At 67.5% G+C, this 16,314-nt stretch carries 17 protein-coding genes; 13 read left to right on the plus strand and 4 right to left on the minus strand.

Annotated features, from left to right (window positions below; genetic code table 11):
• The coding region (locus ACTHL9_RS17980) for an SDR family oxidoreductase (protein WP_440520635.1) at positions 1 to 414 on the plus strand (414 nt) is incomplete at its 5' end.
• 40 nt (positions 415 to 454) lie between these two features.
• Here the strand turns inward: ACTHL9_RS17980 and ACTHL9_RS17985 are convergent.
• Positions 455 to 1,501 carry a LacI family DNA-binding transcriptional regulator gene (locus tag ACTHL9_RS17985; protein ID WP_440520636.1) on the minus strand — a complete coding sequence of 349 codons (1,047 nt, stop codon included), beginning with the start codon at positions 1,499 to 1,501 and terminating at the stop codon, positions 455 to 457.
• A 209-nt stretch (positions 1,502 to 1,710) separates the two neighbouring features.
• On the opposite strand from ACTHL9_RS17985, the gene ACTHL9_RS17990 reads away from it, so the two are divergent.
• The 7 genes from ACTHL9_RS17990 (at position 1,711) to ACTHL9_RS18020 (ending at position 9,248) form a co-directional block, all read left to right on the plus strand.
• Entirely contained in the window at positions 1,711 to 2,907 is a 1,197-nt protein-coding gene (locus ACTHL9_RS17990) for a Gfo/Idh/MocA family protein (RefSeq protein WP_440520637.1), read from the plus strand.
• A 2-nt stretch (positions 2,908 to 2,909) separates the two neighbouring features.
• Positions 2,910 to 3,926, plus strand: coding sequence for a sugar phosphate isomerase/epimerase family protein (locus tag ACTHL9_RS17995; protein ID WP_440520638.1), 1,017 nt, complete (start codon positions 2,910 to 2,912; stop codon positions 3,924 to 3,926).
• Complete coding sequence (locus ACTHL9_RS18000) at positions 3,923 to 4,621, plus strand: ThuA domain-containing protein (RefSeq protein WP_440520639.1); 699 nt, start codon at positions 3,923 to 3,925, stop codon at positions 4,619 to 4,621. Before ACTHL9_RS17995 ends, ACTHL9_RS18000 begins: the two co-directional genes overlap by 4 nt.
• Positions 4,618 to 5,715 carry a Gfo/Idh/MocA family protein gene (locus ACTHL9_RS18005; protein ID WP_440520640.1) on the plus strand — a complete coding sequence of 366 codons (1,098 nt, stop codon included), beginning with the start codon at positions 4,618 to 4,620 and terminating at the stop codon, positions 5,713 to 5,715. The genes ACTHL9_RS18000 and ACTHL9_RS18005 overlap by 4 nt, the downstream gene beginning before the upstream one ends.
• A 278-nt stretch (positions 5,716 to 5,993) precedes the next feature.
• A complete protein-coding gene (locus ACTHL9_RS18010; RefSeq protein ID WP_440520641.1) occupies positions 5,994 to 7,319 on the plus strand; it encodes an ABC transporter substrate-binding protein in 1,326 nt (441 codons plus the stop codon).
• A gap of 70 nt (positions 7,320 to 7,389) precedes the next feature.
• Positions 7,390 to 8,364: a carbohydrate ABC transporter permease gene (locus ACTHL9_RS18015; RefSeq protein WP_440520642.1), complete on the plus strand. Its 975-nt coding sequence runs from the start codon at positions 7,390 to 7,392 to the stop codon at positions 8,362 to 8,364.
• Positions 8,361 to 9,248, plus strand: coding sequence for a carbohydrate ABC transporter permease (locus tag ACTHL9_RS18020; protein WP_440520643.1), 888 nt, complete (start codon positions 8,361 to 8,363; stop codon positions 9,246 to 9,248). The genes ACTHL9_RS18015 and ACTHL9_RS18020 overlap by 4 nt, the downstream gene beginning before the upstream one ends.
• A gap of 99 nt (positions 9,249 to 9,347) precedes the next feature.
• Here ACTHL9_RS18020 and ACTHL9_RS18025 read toward each other — a convergent pair whose 3' ends face one another.
• Both ACTHL9_RS18025 and ACTHL9_RS18030 read right to left on the minus strand, forming a co-directional pair.
• Complete coding sequence (locus ACTHL9_RS18025) at positions 9,348 to 10,142, minus strand: hypothetical protein (protein ID WP_440520644.1); 795 nt, start codon at positions 10,140 to 10,142, stop codon at positions 9,348 to 9,350.
• The gene (locus ACTHL9_RS18030) at positions 10,139 to 11,209 is read right to left on the minus strand and encodes a Gfo/Idh/MocA family protein (RefSeq protein ID WP_440520645.1); all 1,071 of its coding nucleotides are present in this window, start codon (positions 11,207 to 11,209) and stop codon (positions 10,139 to 10,141) included. Before ACTHL9_RS18030 ends, ACTHL9_RS18025 begins: the two co-directional genes overlap by 4 nt.
• A gap of 81 nt (positions 11,210 to 11,290) precedes the next feature.
• Here ACTHL9_RS18030 and ACTHL9_RS18035 point away from each other — a divergent pair, with 81 nt between their 5' ends.
• Positions 11,291 to 11,941 (plus strand): TetR/AcrR family transcriptional regulator, encoded by a 651-nt coding sequence (locus ACTHL9_RS18035; protein WP_440520646.1) that lies wholly within the window; start codon positions 11,291 to 11,293, stop codon positions 11,939 to 11,941.
• 100 nt (positions 11,942 to 12,041) lie between these two features.
• Here the strand turns inward: ACTHL9_RS18035 and ACTHL9_RS18040 are convergent, their stop codons facing one another.
• Positions 12,042 to 13,322, minus strand: a complete 1,281-nt coding sequence (locus tag ACTHL9_RS18040; RefSeq protein WP_440520647.1) for an ROK family protein — start codon at positions 13,320 to 13,322, stop codon at positions 12,042 to 12,044.
• Positions 13,323 to 13,368: 46 nt separating this feature from the next.
• Here ACTHL9_RS18040 and xylA point away from each other — a divergent pair, with 46 nt between their 5' ends.
• The 4 genes from xylA to ACTHL9_RS18060 form a co-directional block, all read left to right on the plus strand.
• Entirely contained in the window at positions 13,369 to 14,556 is a 1,188-nt protein-coding gene (gene xylA, locus ACTHL9_RS18045) for a xylose isomerase (protein ID WP_440520648.1), read from the plus strand.
• A gap of 42 nt (positions 14,557 to 14,598) precedes the next feature.
• Positions 14,599 to 14,808, plus strand: coding sequence for a hypothetical protein (locus ACTHL9_RS18050; protein ID WP_440520649.1), 210 nt, complete (start codon positions 14,599 to 14,601; stop codon positions 14,806 to 14,808).
• Between the two features lie 11 nt (positions 14,809 to 14,819).
• On the plus strand, positions 14,820 to 15,788 hold the full coding sequence (locus ACTHL9_RS18055; RefSeq protein ID WP_440520650.1) for an aldose 1-epimerase family protein: 969 nt from the start codon (positions 14,820 to 14,822) through the stop codon (positions 15,786 to 15,788).
• A 55-nt stretch (positions 15,789 to 15,843) separates the two neighbouring features.
• On the plus strand, positions 15,844 to 16,314 hold a 471-nt coding region (locus ACTHL9_RS18060; protein WP_440520651.1), incomplete at its 3' end, for an SDR family NAD(P)-dependent oxidoreductase.

Raw genomic sequence — 16,314 nt, forward strand, 5'->3', positions numbered from 1 at the left:
GTCAACCTCAGCGCGAGTTTCTTCATGGCCCAGGCGGCCGGTCGCATGATGCTCGAAGCGGGCTATGGGCGCATCATCAATCTCGCGTCCCAGGCCGCCGTCGTCGGGCTCGACCAGCATGCCGCCTACTGCGCCAGCAAAGCAGCCATCGTCGGCTTCACGCGCGTCCTCTCGCTCGAGTGGGCACCGCGGGGCATCACGGTCAACGCGGTCTCGCCCACCGTCGTCGAGACGCCCCTGGGCAAGGCGGCGTGGGCGGGCGAGAAGGGCGAAAGGGCCAAGGCGCAGATCCCGGTGGGCCGCTTCGCCCAGCCGGACGAGGTCGCCGAGCTCATCGCGTTTCTCGCCAGCGACGCCGCCGCCATGATCACCGGACAGAATGTCCTGATCGACGGCGGCTTCACCAGCGTCTGAGCTTTCAGGCCGGAAGAAGACTTTCAGACCCGAAACGCTTTCAGCCCGGCGAAGCCGACGACTCCCGCACCACGAGCTGCGTAGCGAGCTCCACTCGGTGGGAGTCGAGCTTCTCCCCACGTGCCTGGCGAAGGAGCGTCCGGAGGGCCGTCCGTCCCATATCGCGCAGCGGCTGGGTCACGGAGGTGAGCGCGGGCACCGAGTCCTCCGCCAGGGCCGTGCCGTCGAACCCGACCAGGCTCAGTTCTTCGGGCACGTGGATGCCGCGTCGCCGGGCCTCGCGAAGGACGCCGACGGCGATCGCGTCGTTGCCGGCGAAGATCGCCGTCGGACGCTCAGGCTGGGACAGCAGCGCAGCCAAGCCGGTGATCCCGTGCTCCACGCGGAACTTGCCGTGGATCACGAGGCTCGGGTCCACGTCGACCCCGCGCGACATGAGCGCGGACATGTAGCCATGCAGCCTCGCCTGATTGCACTCTGCAGTTTCCGGGCCCCCCAGGTAGGCGATCCGGCGATGCCCGAGCTCGAGGAGATGCTCGGCCGCCGCGCGTCCGCCGGCCCAGTTCGTCGCGCCGATGCTCGTCACGTCCGGGGGAGGGGGGTTGAGCGGGTCGATGACGACGACGGGGATTCGGCGACGCCGGAAGGCGGCGAGGTGCGATTCGGTGAAGGCCGAGGTGACGAGGATGATTCCGGCGCGGTCCTCGTCCGCCATCCGCTGGGCCTTGCGCCCGAGGTCGTCCCTTCCCCCGCCGTCCCTTCGAACGCCGTGGCTGCCGGTGACGCTGAGCACGACTTCGACGTCAACCGCTGCCGCGTAGTCGAGGATCCCATTCAGGACGGTCGAGGCGTAGTCCGAATCGATGGCATCGAAGGCCACGTCGACGAGGCTGGGGGCGCCGGTCGCGCGGCGCTGCGTCGGCGATTCGTACCCCGCTTCCTCAAGGGCGGCGAGAACCTTGGCCCGGGTTTCGGCCGCGACGTCAGAGCGTCCGTTGACCACTTTCGAGACGGTAGGCGTGGAGACGCCGGTCATTCGCGCGATGGCGGCGAGTGTCGGCTTCCTGCCGGAGGCGGTGACGCTCATGACGCTCCTGACTTTCGCATTATTTTCGCTCATCCAAGTCTGCAGTCCGTTGCCTAGGGCGGTCAAGAACCTGCGCTTTGGGGGCGCAGGCGTATTCCTGCGAAGGCCTTGACCGTGACGGTGATCACGCTCTAGGTTAGCTCCGAGCCCGAGAAATTCTCGAAATATTTCGAAAGTCGTCTCAGGGCGCGATCGCGAAAGGACTAGGCATGACTGAGAGGAAGCCCCTGCGGGTGGGCATGGTCGGGTACGCCTTCATGGGCGCCGCCCACTCGCAGGCGTGGCGGACGGCGCCGCGCTTCTTCGACCTTCCCCTCGCACCGCGGCTGACCGCGGTGGCGGGCCGTGACCCGGAGCGCGTGGCCGCGGCCGCTGCCAAGCTCGGCTGGGAGTCGACGGAGACGGACTGGCGGAGGCTCATCGAACGCAACGACATCGACCTGATCGACATCTGCACCCCGGGCGACACGCACGCCGAGATCGCGATCGCCGCGCTCGAGGCGGGCAAGCATGTGCTGTGCGAGAAGCCGCTCGCGAACTCGGTCGCCGAGGCCGAGCGGATGACCGCCGCAGCTGACGCCGCGGCTGCCCGCGGTGTCTTCTCCATGTGCGGGTTCTCCTACCGCCGTACGCCCGCTTTGGCACTGATGAAACGGCTCGTGGATTCCGGGGCGGTCGGGCAGGTGCGGCATGTGCGGGCGCAATACCTGCAGGACTGGCTGACCGACGAGAACGCGCCGCTCACGTGGCGGCTGGACAAGTCGAAGTCCGGCTCCGGCTCTCTCGGTGACATCGGGGCCCACATCATCGACGCGGCCCAGTGGATTACCGGCCAGAACATCTCGGGGGTTTCGGCCCTGCTGGAGACGTTCGTGAAGGAGCGTCCCGTGGGCGGCGACTTTGTGGGGCTCGGCGGAGCGGGGCAGGCGGGCGGGCCCAAGGGCCCGGTGACGGTCGACGACGCCGCGATCTTCTCGGCGCGGTTCAACGGCGGTGCTGGCTCGCCTGGGGCTATCGGGGTGTTCGAGGCAACGCGTTTTGCGCTGGGCCGCAAGAACGCGATGCGGCTTGAGCTCAACGGGTCCAAGGCCTCGCTCGCGTTCGACTTCGAGGACATGAACTCGCTGTGGTTCTACGACGCTGCGGACGAGCCGAACGCGGGCTTCCGGAAGATCCAGGTCACCGAGGCCGAGCACCCGTACACCGGGCATTGGTGGCCGGTGGGTCATGGACTCGGGTACGAGCACGCGTTCACGCATCAGGTCGTGGACCTCGTGGAGGCGATCGCGGAAGGGAAGCAGCCCACGCCGTCGTTCGCTGACGCGCTCCAGGTGCAGCGCGTCCTGGAAGCCGTCGAAATGAGCGCCGCGGACGAATCACGGTGGACCAAGGTGGAGGGAGCCTGACCATGGCACGACGACCCATTACGCTCTTTACCGGCCAGTGGGCCGACCTGCCGTTCGAGGAGGTCGCGCGCCTCGCAGGGGAGTGGGGCTTCGACGGGCTCGAGATCGCCTGCTGGGGCGACCACCTCGACCCGGTGCGGGCCGCCGAGGACGACGCGTACCTTCAGAGCCGGCTCGACATCCTCGAGAAGCACGACCTGAAGGTCTACGCGATCGCGAACCACCTCACCGGCCAGGCCGTGTGCGACGATCCGATCGATGCTCGGCACCAGGGGATCCTGTCCGAGGATGTCTGGGGCGACGGCGATCCCGAGGGCGTGCGCCAGCGCGCGGCCGAGGTGATGAAGGCGACCGCGCGGACGGCGGCTCGCCTCGGGGTCAAGACCGTCACGGGCTTCACCGGATCCTCGATCTGGAAGGCCGTGGCGATGTTTCCCCCCGTGCCGGACGGCATGATCGACGCCGGGTACCAGGACTTCGCCGACCGGTGGAACCCGATCATGGACGTCTTCGACGAGGTCGGGGTCCGATTCGCGCTCGAGGTGCACCCCTCCGAGATCGCGTACGACTACTGGACCGCGAAGCGCACGCTCGAGGCGATGGGGCACCGGGAGTCCTTCGGGCTCAACTTCGATCCCTCGCACTTCATCTGGCAGGACCTCGATCCGGTGATGTTCCTGCAGGACTTCGCGGACAAGATCTTCCACGTCCACGTGAAGGAATCCATCCGTCAGCTCAACGGGCGCAACGGCCGGCTCGGTTCGCATCTGGCGTGGGCGGACCCGCGGCGCGGCTGGGATTTCGTCACGGCCGGGCACGGGCACGTCCAGTGGGAGCCGATCTTCCGCACCCTCAACGCGATCGGGTACAAGGGGCCCACGAGCATCGAATGGGAGGACGCCGGCATGGACCGGCTCATCGGGGCGCCACAGGCACTCGACCTCGTTCGCGGCCTCGCCGAGATCGCACCACCCGCCGCGGCCTTCGACGCGGCCTTCAGCAGCAAAGGAAATCAGTGACGACGACGAAGAGCGCCCTCGTGGTGCGCGGCGGCTGGGATGGGCACCAGCCCGTCGAGGCCACCGACATGTTCATCCCGCATCTGAAGGCGAACGGCTATGAGGTGCGGGTCGAGGAATCGCCGAAGGTCTACGCGGACGCCGAGTATATGGCGGGCGTGGATCTGGTGATGCAGTGCATGACGATGTCCACGATCGAGAAGGACGAGTTCGCCGGCCTCCGGTCCGCCGTCGAGAACGGCACTGGTCTCGCGGGCTGGCACGGCGGAATTGCGGACTCGTACCGGAACACCTCGGACTATCTGCACCTCATTGGAGGGCAGTTCGCGTGCCACCCGGGGAAGCATCCGGACGAGCGGACCGGCGAGCAGTCGGACAACTACGTCCCGTACACAGTGAACATGCTCCCGGCGGCTGCGTCGCACCCGATCACCGAGGGGATTTCCGACTTCGACCTCGTCACGGAGCAGTACTGGGTGCTCTCCGACGACTACATCGACGTCCTCGCGACCACGACGCAGAAGGTGCGCGAGTGGGATCCGTGGCACCGGGAGGTGACCTCCCCGGCGATCTGGACCCGGCAGTGGGGCAAGGGCCGGATCTTCGTCTGCACGCCTGGCCACCGGGTAGAGATCCTTCAGGACCCCAACGTCCGCACCATCGTCGAAAGGGGCCTCCTGTGGGCGAGCCGATGACTGAGAATCGTCTGCGGGTCGGCATTGTCGGCTGCGGGAAGATCGTGAGCCAGTATCTGGAGAGCTTCCGCAGGCTCGACGGGGTCCGCCTCGCCGCGGTTGCGGACTTGGACCCCGGCCGGGCCCAGGCCGTGGCGGAGGAGTACGGGGACGGCGTGCGCGCCCTGGGCGTGGAGGAGCTCCTCGCCGCCGCCGACGTCGACCTCGTGCTGAACCTGACCGTCCCCGCCGCCCATGCCGAGGTCGCCCTCGCCGCGATCGCCGCCGGCAAGGCCGTGTACGGGGAGAAGCCCCTCGCCGCCACGACCGGAGAGGCCCGGAAGGTGCTCGAGGCGGCCAGAGAAGCTGGCGTCGTCGTCGGCTGCGCCCCTGACACCGTGCTCGGGACCGGGATCCAGACCGCCCGCAAGGCGATTGACGACGGCCTCATCGGCGCCCCGGTGGCGGCGACGGCGACGATGGTCACCCCCGGGCACGAGCGCTGGCACCCGAACCCGGACTTCTATTACCAGCCGGGTGGCGGCCCGCTGCTGGACATGGGCCCGTACTACGTCTCCGCGCTGGTGACCCTACTCGGGCCGGTGGTCTCGGTGATCGGGGCGGCAAGCCACACCCGCTCCGAGCGCACCATCGGCTCCGGGCCGCGGGCTGGGGAGACGGTCCCGGTCACGGTGGACACGCACGTCACCGGGGTCCTGGTGCACGAGTCCGGGGCGCTCTCGACCCTCGTGATGAGCTTCGACGCGGTCGCGACGACCTCCTCCAACATCGAGGTCCACGGGCCGCTGGGCACGCTCGCGGTGCCGGATCCGAACCACTTCGACGGCGACACCCGTCTCTACCGCCTCGGCGGCAGTGAGTGGGAGACCCTGCCCGTCTCGGCCGGGTACGAGGGCTCAGGACGCGGGTACGGGATCGCGGACCTCGCGGCCACCCCTGAAGGGCAGGAGCCCCGCGCGTCTGGGACTCTGGCGTACCACGTCCTGGACGTCATGGAATCCCTCCTGGATTCCGCCCACACCGGCAAGGCCGTCGCCGTCGAGAGTCGCGCTGACCGGCCCGCCGCCGTCCCGCTCTCCCGCAAGGAGGGGTGAGGGAGATGTCACGCGCACTTCGGCATGGCGACTTTTCATCTTTTGCTTGCGTACCGTCAAAAGTCCTTCTAGGCTCACATGTGAAGCGGGTCACGCCTTCGCAGACGGGTGAAAGGTGAATGCCGACGAGAACTTAGATCCGCAGGCCGACAGGATTGCTCCGTCGCAAGAAGGTCTGGTTTTTCCACTACGGGTATGTGCGGAGCGCTTTTCTCATCTCAACGAAGAGTACGGATTTGCGCGGCCTTGGCCGCTGAATCCATTGGAAGGAGTCATCAATGAGCGCCAATTCGGTTACCGGCTCGAACTTCAGCCGCCGCGGCTTCCTTGGCCTGGCCGGCGCCGCAGCATCGATCCCGCTTCTGGCCGCATGCAATGCCGGAAGCTCTGGCGGGGGCGGCAGCAGCAAGCCGATCAAGTTCTGGAACATGCCGTGGGGCAACACGGCCTTCAACCCGCTCGACAAGAAGATCACCGAGGCGTACAAGCCGGCGAACAACCTGCCGCCTGCGACCTACCAGGAGATCCAGTGGGCGAACTTCACCCAGACGTTCTCCTCCGCGGTTGCCTCCAACACCGGCCCGGCCGTCAGCTCCGGCGGTGGAACCCAGGCGTTCCAGTTCGAGTCGCAGGGCGCCATCGCCTACGCGGACAACCTGCTGAACAGCTGGAAGAACAACGGGATCTACAACGACTTCCTGCCGGGCCTTCTCGATGCGATGAAGGTCCCGAAGGGCTACGCGGCGGTTCCGTACAACCTCGACATGCGCGTCCTCTGGTACAGCAAGCCGCTGCTTGACCAGGCCGGGGCGAAGGTGCCGACGGACTGGCAGTCCTACCTCGACACCTGCGCCGCGCTCAAGAAGATCGGCGTCTACGGGTACGGCACGAGTGCTGGTGCGGGCAGCTTCACCGGCGGCCACATCCTCGTGAGCTGGATGATCAACAACGGCGGCGGTCTCTTCGACGAGAAGCAGCAGCCGAACTGCGTCACCCAGGAAAACATCGACGCCATGAACTTCGTGCTCGAGCTCGTGTCCAAGGGCTACATCGATCCGGCGAGCCCCACCTACACGAGCGCGAATGCGCAGGCGCAGTGGAAGGCCAAGAAGTTCGGCATGGGCTTCGACACCGCCGGCCTCGCCCAGAACGTGGGAGGCGACGCTCTTAACGATCTGGCCGTCGCCAGCCCGCTCACGAGCCCCAACGGGAAGAAGGGCGCGCTCTACTTCCCGAACAACATCATGATGTACAAGAACACCCCCAGCCAGGAGGGTTCGGAGGCCTTCCTCACGTACTACTACCAGAACATGGCGCCCCTCTGGACTCAGGCAACCGGCATCGGGCTTCCGCCGCTGAAGTCCATCACGCAGACGAAGGAGTTCCAGGCGAACGCCAACAACGTCAAGGTGATCAACGAGTGGCAGCCCATCGCGAAGACCTGGGCGGCGCCCGGCGGCACGGCACTGTTCCTCGGAGTCACGACGGTTGACGGCACGCCCGCCATGGACACCTTCACCCAGTCGATCCTGGGCGGCAAGACCGACGCCAAGTCGGCCCTGACGACTCTTCAGAACTCCATCAAGGCGAACCTGAAGTCGTAGCCACGACGAGTGGGTCCCCCGAAGCCTTGGGGGACCCGCTCGGCCTATCGTCGCCAGAGAAAGAGAAGTAATGTCGACAAGCTCCATCGCCGACCGCATGGGTCGGGCGAAGCGCGGCGTCGGTGTCTCCGGCACCGGCCGTCAGGGTGGCCCACGAAGGAATAAGAGTCTTCGCGTCAAGACGTGGACCTACGTCATCTTCACAGCCCCTGCACTGATCCTGCTCCTGCTGATCAACCTCTACCCGGTGATCTACGCGGCCTATCAGTCGCTGCGAAACGGGACCCTCATCGACGGGGGCGACTTCGTCGGTTTCACCAACTACATCAACACGCTTGTTGCGGGCAACATGACGCCCGCCTTCTGGCAGGCGGCTCTGTTCACGCTCATCTTCACGGTTGTCGGCGTCTTCGGCAGCTGGGCGGTCGGGCTCGTGCTCGCGCTCCTGCTGCGCACGCGCATACCCGCCCGGGGCCTGTTCAAAGTCCTTCTGCTGCTGCCCTGGATCGTGCCCGTCGTCGTGTCGGCATTCTCGTGGAACTGGCTCGTGGCGACTCCCCAGAGCCCGTTCCCGATGCTTGCCCAAGCGCTGGGGCTCGGCAACGTGCTCTTCCTGGCGGATCCGAACCTGGCGAAGGTCACCGTCTGCGTCTTCAAGGTGTGGATCAGCTTCCCCTTCCTGATGATGATGATGAGCTCGGCGCTCGCGGCGGTGGACACCAATGTGTACGAGGCCGCCAAGGTTGACGGCGCGGGCAATTGGCAGGTCTTCAGGGAGATCACGCTTCCGCTGATCTCGCGCTCGACCTACATCAGCTGGATTCTGATGACGATCTTCTGCGTCAACGACTTCCCGACGATCTTCCTCTTGACCGGCGGCGGCCCCGTGGGCTCCACGACCTCGCTCGTGGTCCTCGCTTACCGCACGGTGTTCCAGGACTTCCAAGTCGGCCCGGGTGTTGCCATCGCCTTCATGACCACCATCGTCCTGATCGTGGTCTCCGTAGTTCTTTACCGTCAGATCCGAAAGGCGAGCGTCGAATGAGCGTCGAAACCGTACGTGCGTCGGCTCAGTCCGTCCCACGTGAGCCTGGTTCCCGGCGACGGGGAATGCAGGAAGCCGAGCTGCGGGGGCGCTGGTGGCGCTTTCTGGTGATCCTGATCATCACGGCGATCGTCCTCGTGCCGATTGCGGCGATCTTCCTCCTGTCGCTTCAGCCGTCTCTCGGCAGCACCTCCACCTCGGAGTTCACCTTCGAGAACTTCGCGAACATCTTCAGCCAGACGGGCGTGCTGACCTGGCTCAACAACAGCCTGCTCGTCACCTTCGTGACGGTCGTCGTGTCCGTGGTCGTGGCAGCACCCGCAGGGTATGTGCTCTCGCGGGGCCGCAACAAGCTCGTGTCGGGCTTCTCGCTCGTGCTGTTCATCGTGCAGTCGCTCCCCGTCGTCACGGCCGTGATCCCGCTGTTCATCCTGTTCGCGCAGCTCGGGTTGGTGGACAACCTGCTCGGCATGATGATCATCTACGTCGGCTCGACCATGTCCGTGGCCATCTGGATGATGGCCGCCTACTACGACTCCATCCCGATCGCGCTCGAAGAGGCGGCCTGGATCGATGGCGCCTCGGTGGCCGGCGGCTTCGCCCGCGTGGTGCTGCGGAATTCGCTTCCGGGCATCCTCTCGACCGCGGTCTTCGCCTTCCTGCTGTCCTGGAACGACTACCTCGTGGCGCTCGTGTTCCTGCGGTCGAATGAGAACTACACGTTCCCGGTTGGCCTGGAGACGTTCTTCCAGCAGAACGCGACGGCATGGGGGCCGGTCGCTGCCTGCGCGGTGATCATGATGCTTCCGCCGATCATCCTGTTCGCCTTCCTGAACAGGTACTTCAGTGTCGGTGGCATTGGCGGGTCGCTCGCCGGACGCTGACCTTCATACGGTCAGAAGACACTCAGAAATACGTCGAGGTCTTCAGCGGGGGTGGCGGTGAAGCCGCCTTCCACTGAAGACCTCGACGCGTTTGCTGGGCTAGTTTTCGGTGACGAGGGCGGCGTCCTCGGCGAAGCCACGCAAGTCGTCGCAGGTCTGACCGGCGTCGACGAGAGCGTGCAGCCGTCGCCAAGCCGCCCGGTGCGCAGACTCCCACAGGGTCGGAAGGAGCGTGGCACCCTCCGGGCGCGAGACCGTGACCTTGCCCGGCGCCGCCGTCCCGGCTCCGGGCAGTGCGAGCGTCACGGCGTTGCGCGGTTTGATGATGCGCAGGCTCGCCGTTTGGGGGATGGCGTCCGTGAGGATGGCGGTGAGGCTGGCCTGTCCGCCCCCGGCAAGTTGGGCCAAGGCGTCGTAGCCGCGCTTGTTGCGCCGCGCGTAGGCAAGGCTCACCACCGGTTCAGCTGCCGCCCGGATGAGCGCCAGCTGCGCCAGCACGACCTGATCCACGTCAGCTCCGACGGGAGCATTCACGCGCGCCTCGAGCAGGCTGTCCGCGTCGTTGTGGGCCGCGAAGTGCGGTGCGGCGACGCCGACGGCCGGGTTGTGAGCCCACTCGGTGTCGATCACCACCGGCACGCCGGAGGCCTCCGCCCGCTCTCTGAGTGCAGCCACATCCTCGGGGGAAGGACCGATGACCAGGATGCCGCGCGCGCGGGAGGAGATCGCGGCGTGCGCCCTCTCGGTCCAACCGCTGGAGCCGGCGATCCCGACGAGGGCGGCTGCGCCGTCGTCGGACGGGTGGAGCGAAACCGGCAGGGAGGCGACTACCTGGGGAACGGCGCCTACGGAATCGGCCTCGGGTGAGGAGGTGACGGTGAGCTGCTGAGTCATGCGGATGCCTCTTTCGTGAGAGCTGCGTCCCGGACGGCAGCCGACGCCTTGGCGGCGACGTCGAGGGCGAAGGTGAGGTCATGGATGAGCCCGGTGACGTCCAAGGGCGCCGCCTTGCCGGTGGCGAGGTCGGCGAGATAGCGCCACTCGGCTTCGTAGCCGTTGTACGCGTACGGTCCGTACATCTCAGATGTCCCGCCGCGGCTGATGGTCGCTGTCGCCGAACCCGCCTGGACATAGGAGGGTGTGAAGTCGATGCGGAGAGAGGTCGTGTCGCTGATGGCCTCGAAGATCCACTCCGGCTCCCAGCTTTCGGTGTTGATGCCGAAGACCTGCACGTTCCGATCGCCGATGCGCAGGTTGACCAGATAGCCCGACGGGTCCGGGACGTGGCATGAGAGGACTTCGAGGTCGGTGAAGTCCGGGCAGAAGGCTCGGACGAGCGGCAGGTCATGGATCGCGAGTCCCATGATGCCGCCGCGGACGATACCGGCGGCGACCTCGGGGTCGTGGCGGTTCTGCCGCTGTCGCTCCGGACGGGTGATCACTTCAGTGGCGAAATCCTCGAAGCGCGGATTGGGCGGCAGGACGATCGAATAGCGGATCGTGTGCGCGGTCTCGACGAGGTCGCCCCAGTGTTCCTTGGCCGCGAGCCAGCCCGGATCGAAGGTGTGCATCGCGCCGACGATGATCGGGACGCCGGTCTCTTCCGAGACGGCCGCGATCTGCTCGGCTTCGGACTGGCTCATCGCGAAGGGCTTCTCGCACAGGATGGCGCGCTTCCCGGCGCGGCAGGCCGCTATGACCTGCTCGGCGTGGAATTGATGCGGGCTGCAGATCACCACCACCTCAACGGCGTCGTCTGCGAGCAGATCGTCCATGCTCGTGGTCCAGGCGGTGCCTACCCGCCCGGCCACCGATTCCGCGATCTGTGGGTCCACGTCCATGATTTTCGCGACGTGGAACACCTCCCGCAGCCGGGAGAGGGTCGGCAGGTGGATCGCCTGCGTGACGGGTCCGGCGCCGAGCATGCCGACGCCCAAGGTTGAGGTTTTCGAAGGGTTCACGGTTTCTCCGTCCAAGTGACGTGGACAACAACCCAAAGGTATGTAGTGATTTACCTTTAGCGCAAGGGTAGGCTCCCGGTCATGACGTCCTCGCTCAGCGTTCCGGGCCCGCGCAAGCGCGGACCTCGGGGCCCGTACAAGAAGGGGATCGAACGTCGGCGCGAGGTCGTCGCCGTGGCGATGGAGGTCTTCGGGCAGCACGGCTTCAAGGGCGGCACCCTTCAGCAGGTCGCGGACCGCGTGGGCCTGACCCCAGCGGCGATCGTGAAGCTGTTCGGCAGCAAGGAGGCGCTGCTGGTCGCCGTCCTCGAGCACTGGGACGTTGTGACCTCGCAGGTCATGGGGTCCCCGAACCGCGGCTACGAGCTCCTGGGTGCCTTCAAGAAGCTCATGCAGTACCACACGCGCCACCGCGGACTTCTCGAGCTCTATACGACGATGGCAGCGGAGGCGACCTCGCCGGACCATCCCGCCCACGACTTCATGACCTGGCGCTACAGCTCCGCACTCGCCACGATGCGGCAGCTCTTCCGGGAAGCCATCGAGGACGGCTACTTCCGCCCGATGACCGAGGAAGAGCTCGCCGGTGAAGCGGAGTGTCTGCTCGCGACCATGGATGGCCTGGAGATCCAGTTCCTGCTCAACCCGGCCTTCGACCTCGAGCGTTCCTTTGCCGCGTTTGTGGACCGTCTGGTCGCTCGGTTGGCTCTCCGCGAGTCGCAGCGGCCGTGACCCGGCGGCCTTCCCCGCATACGGCGCCCCTCCCCGCTCATCCGCGCCGGGCCCGCCGCGGATCAGCGGCTAAGCCGCGGATGTGTGCGAGGCCGGGGCGTCAGGGAAGCAGCGCGTACGGTGCGGCCAGGACCCGTCGGAGGGCGGCGCCGGCCGCGCCCCTGAGGGCCGCCGTCGTCCCCAGCTCTGAGAAGGCGACCGCCTCCTCGCGGATCACCCCGGGTGCGAACCCGTCGAGGCTGCTGAGCAGCGCTGGGCCGATCCAGGCCGAGAGGGCCGCGAAATGCCCCCCGAGCACGACGGCGGAGAGGTCCACCACGCGTGCGGCGGAGACGACGGCGATCCCCAGGTAGTGCCCGGCGCGTTCGACGGCGGTGATCGCCTGGGCGTCGCCCGCCTCGAGGGCGGCCTGCAGCGCGGCCATGCGGGCCGCCGTCGTGCTTCCCCCATCGGTGATGCCCGCGGCGGCGAGGATCGCCTCCTGGCCCGCAACGGTTTCGAGGCACCCGCGGCCGCCGCAGGAGCAGCGGCGGCCGCCGGGTTCGACGACGACGTGCCCCACCTCGCCCGCGTGGCCGCCCGGCCCCGCGAAGAGCTTGGAGCCCATGACGAGTCCCCCGCCGACGCCGACCTCGCCCGAGATGTACAGATACGCCCCGAACGCGGATCCGTGGCCGTACCAGAGTTCGGCGAGGGCCGCGCTGTCGGCCTCATTGGAGAGGACGACGCCGAACGGCGCTTGGGGGGCCAGCTCACCGAGGGCGGGGGCGAGCTCGGCGTCGCGCCATTCGAGGTTGGGGGCGGCGAGCACCACGCCGCTCGCGGGGTCCACGAGGCCCGGGACGGCGAGGCCCCCGCCGAGAAGGGTCATTCCGGCGTTCGCGGCGGCTGAGGCGCAGCGTGCCGCCAGCGCGGATAGCTCGCCGAGGACTTCCCCAGGGGGCCGCCCCCGGTTGGGGGCCTCCGCGACGTCGTGAAAGTGCAGATTCCCGTGCAGGTCCACCACGCCCACGGCGAGATAGTCGACGTTGAGCTCGGCGCCGAGCGCGACGGGGCGCGACGACAGCGCAAGGCCCACGCCGGGCCGCCCGCGCTCGCCGGCCCGGGTCACGCCGAGTTCCTCCACGAGCCCCGTCTCGAGCAGCTCCGACACGAGGCTCGAGACGGACGCCTTCGTGAGGCCGGTGGCGGTCGCGATATCGGCTCGCGTTGCCCGCGTGTCGGGGCCGATGCAGCCGAGGACGAGGGCCAGGTTTCGCCGTCGGACGTCGCCGACGCGACCAGGCGCCATCGCCAGCCCGCCGTCGCGGTCCCGCATCATGTCCCCTCCCGGAAAACCATTGACCAAGTTCATCATGACCTCATATAGTTCAGAACACATACTAATTCTTCTTCTGCTTGGAGACTAGCCCGGTGAGGTGCGTGCGATGACCCTGATTCCTGCCCGTGAGGACAAGTTCACCTTCGGCCTGTGGACGGTGGGGTGGACGGGGAATGACCCGTTCGGCGTCCCGACGCGGGCCGAGGTGGACCCGGTGGAGGCGGTGCACAGGCTCTCGGGGCTGGGCGCGTACGGGATCACGTTCCACGACAACGACCTGGTGCCGTTCGGGGCGAGCGCGCAGGAGCGGGAGCTGATCCTCAAGCGCTTCCGTGCGGCGCTGGAGGAGACGGGGCTGAGGGTGCCGATGGTGACGACGAACCTGTTCAGCCACCCGGTGTTCAAGGACGGGGGGTTCACCTCGAACGACCGCTCGGTGCGCCGGTTCGCGCTGGCGAAGGTGCTGCGCAACATCGACCTTGCCGCGGAGCTGGGGGCGGAGACGTTCGTGATGTGGGGAGGGCGCGAGGGCGCGGAGTACGACGGGTCGAAGGACGTCAACGCCGCCCTGGACCGGTACCGGGAGGGCGTGGACGGCGCGGCTGCGTACATCAAGGAGAAGGGGTACGGGCTGCGGATCGCGCTGGAGCCCAAGCCGAACGAGCCGCGCGGGGACATCCTGCTGCCGTCCGTGGGGCATGGGCTGGCGTTCATCGCCCAGCTGGAGCACGGGGACATCGTGGGCCTGAACCCGGAGGTCGGGCACGAGCAGATGGCGGGGCTGAACTTCACGCACGGGATCGCGCAGGCGCTGTGGTCGGGGAAGCTGTTCCACATCGACCTCAACGGCCAGCGCAGCATCAAGTACGACCAGGACCTGGTGTTCGGGCACGGGGATCTGACGAGCGCGTTCTTCACGGTGGACCTGCTGGAGAACGGGTTCCCGAACGGGGGCCCGCGCTATGAGGGGCCGCGGCACTTCGACTACAAGCCCTCCCGCACGGACGGGTACGACGGGGTGTGGGAGTCCGCGAGGGCGAACATGCGCATGTACCTGATCCTGAAGGAGCGCGCGGTCGCGTTCCGGGCGGACCCGGAGGTCCAGGAGGCCCTGGCCGCCTCGGGGGTGTTCGAGCTCGGCGAGCCGACCCTGTCCGCGGGGGAGTCGCCGTCGGACCTGCTCGCGGACGCGTCCGCGTTCGAGGCGTTCGACGTCCACAAGGCCGCCGAGCGCTCCTACGCCTTCATCAGGCTCAACCAGCTCGCCCTCGAACACCTCACCGGCGCACGCTGACCGTGGCGACAGAGGGGCTCGCGGGACGCTGACGGAAACGCGATGGAAAGGGAGCGGGTGCTGACCTGCGCTGGACTGGTCCCTGGGGACATGATCCACGCGCAGGTCGGCGCCGTGCTTCAGTTCGTGGGATGCGTGACCGAGACGCAGGCCGAGCATGAGCTCTTCTGGGCTGTCGACAGCATCGGGCAGCGCCGCCTCATCGACCTTGGCTCCTACGAGGTCTATCGGCTCTACCCTCCGTTCCTTTGAAAGGACTGACGATGACTTCGGTCGGCGGGCTCACTCAAGCCGGGAGGGATCGTGTGTCCGGGGAGTACGAGATCCGGGCGGGGGAGTACACCGCTCTCGTCACCGCTCACGGTGCGGCGCTGCGACGGCTCACGTTCCGCGGTCGGGATCTGATCGTCCCCACCGCTCCGGCGCAGCCGATCCCTGACTACCGGGGAATCGTGGCGGCGCCATGGCCGAATCGCATCGCCGATGGCTTCTACAGATTCGACGGGCACTACTTCCACGTGCCGATCAACGAGCCGGAGCGCGGCTGCGCGCTGCACGGGCTCGTCCTCAACCGCGCGTGGACTGTCTCGAGTGTGGACGAGCGCGGGATCAGGTTCGCGCTCGAGCTCGATCCGGGCGAAGGCTACCCGTCTGCGCTCCAGCTCGAGGTGGCCTATGCCCTCGACGACGGGGACAGCAGCCCGGAGAGCGGCCTCACGTGGGGAGTACGCGCGCGGAACAGCGGCCAGAGCCCTGCTCCGTACGGGGTGTGCCCGCATCCTTATCTCGTCGCCGGGGACTCGCCGCTCGACGAGTGGGAGCTCGAAATCCCTGCTGGGCGCTTCCTCGAGGTGACGCCGGACCGCCTCCTGCCGGTGGCGGAGCGGGACGTCGAGTCGCACCCCTTCGACTTCCGGCAAGCGCGGCCCATCGGTGCCACCGAGATCGACCACGCTTTCACCTCCATCCGCTTCGGCGACTCCGGCGTCGCCCGGGTGGCGGTGCGGGATCGTGCTCACGGCACAGGGGTCGGGATGGCCTGGGATCGATCGTGCCCTTGGCTGCAGGTCCACACCGCCGACAAGGTCGCGCCCATCCCCAGCCGCCTGGGCCTCGCCGTCGAGCCCATGACCTGCCCGCCGGACGCGTTCAACAGCGGCGTCGATCTGATCCGTCTCGAGCCCTCGGCCACGCACGAGGCCCGCTGGCGGATCTATGGCATAGCTGACTGATAAGGCAACGCCGGCTGACATGGCCTTGGCGACTGAAAACGAAAGTGGAGGAGCCATGGAACCTTCGTTCAGGGGCAAGACGGCGGTCGTCACGGGCGCCGCCAGTGGCATCGGATACACCGTCGCGCAGCATTTCGCTGAGCGAGGAGCCCGCGTGGTGGGTGTCGATCGAGCCGACTCCGTGACGGGACTCATGGCGGATCTCCCCGGCTCGGGGCACCACGGGATCGTCAAGGACCTGACGGCCCCCACCGCCGCCGCCGAGGTCTTCGAGGAGGTCGTGGGCACCGCGGGGACACCGCATATCCTCGTGAATTCCGCGGGGATCGCCTTGCTGGATCCAGCGACCGACGTTCCCGCCGAGCGCTGGAAGGCGACCCTCGACGTCAACCTCAGCGCGAGTTTCTTCATGGCCCAGGCGGCCGGTCGCATGATGCTCGAAGCGGGCTATGGGCGCATCATCAATCTCGCGTCCCAGGCCGCCGTCGTCGGGCTCGACCAGCATGCCGCCTACTGCGCCAGCAAA

This window comes from Sinomonas sp. (assembly GCF_051955515.1).
Classification (GTDB): domain Bacteria; phylum Actinomycetota; class Actinomycetes; order Actinomycetales; family Micrococcaceae; genus Sinomonas.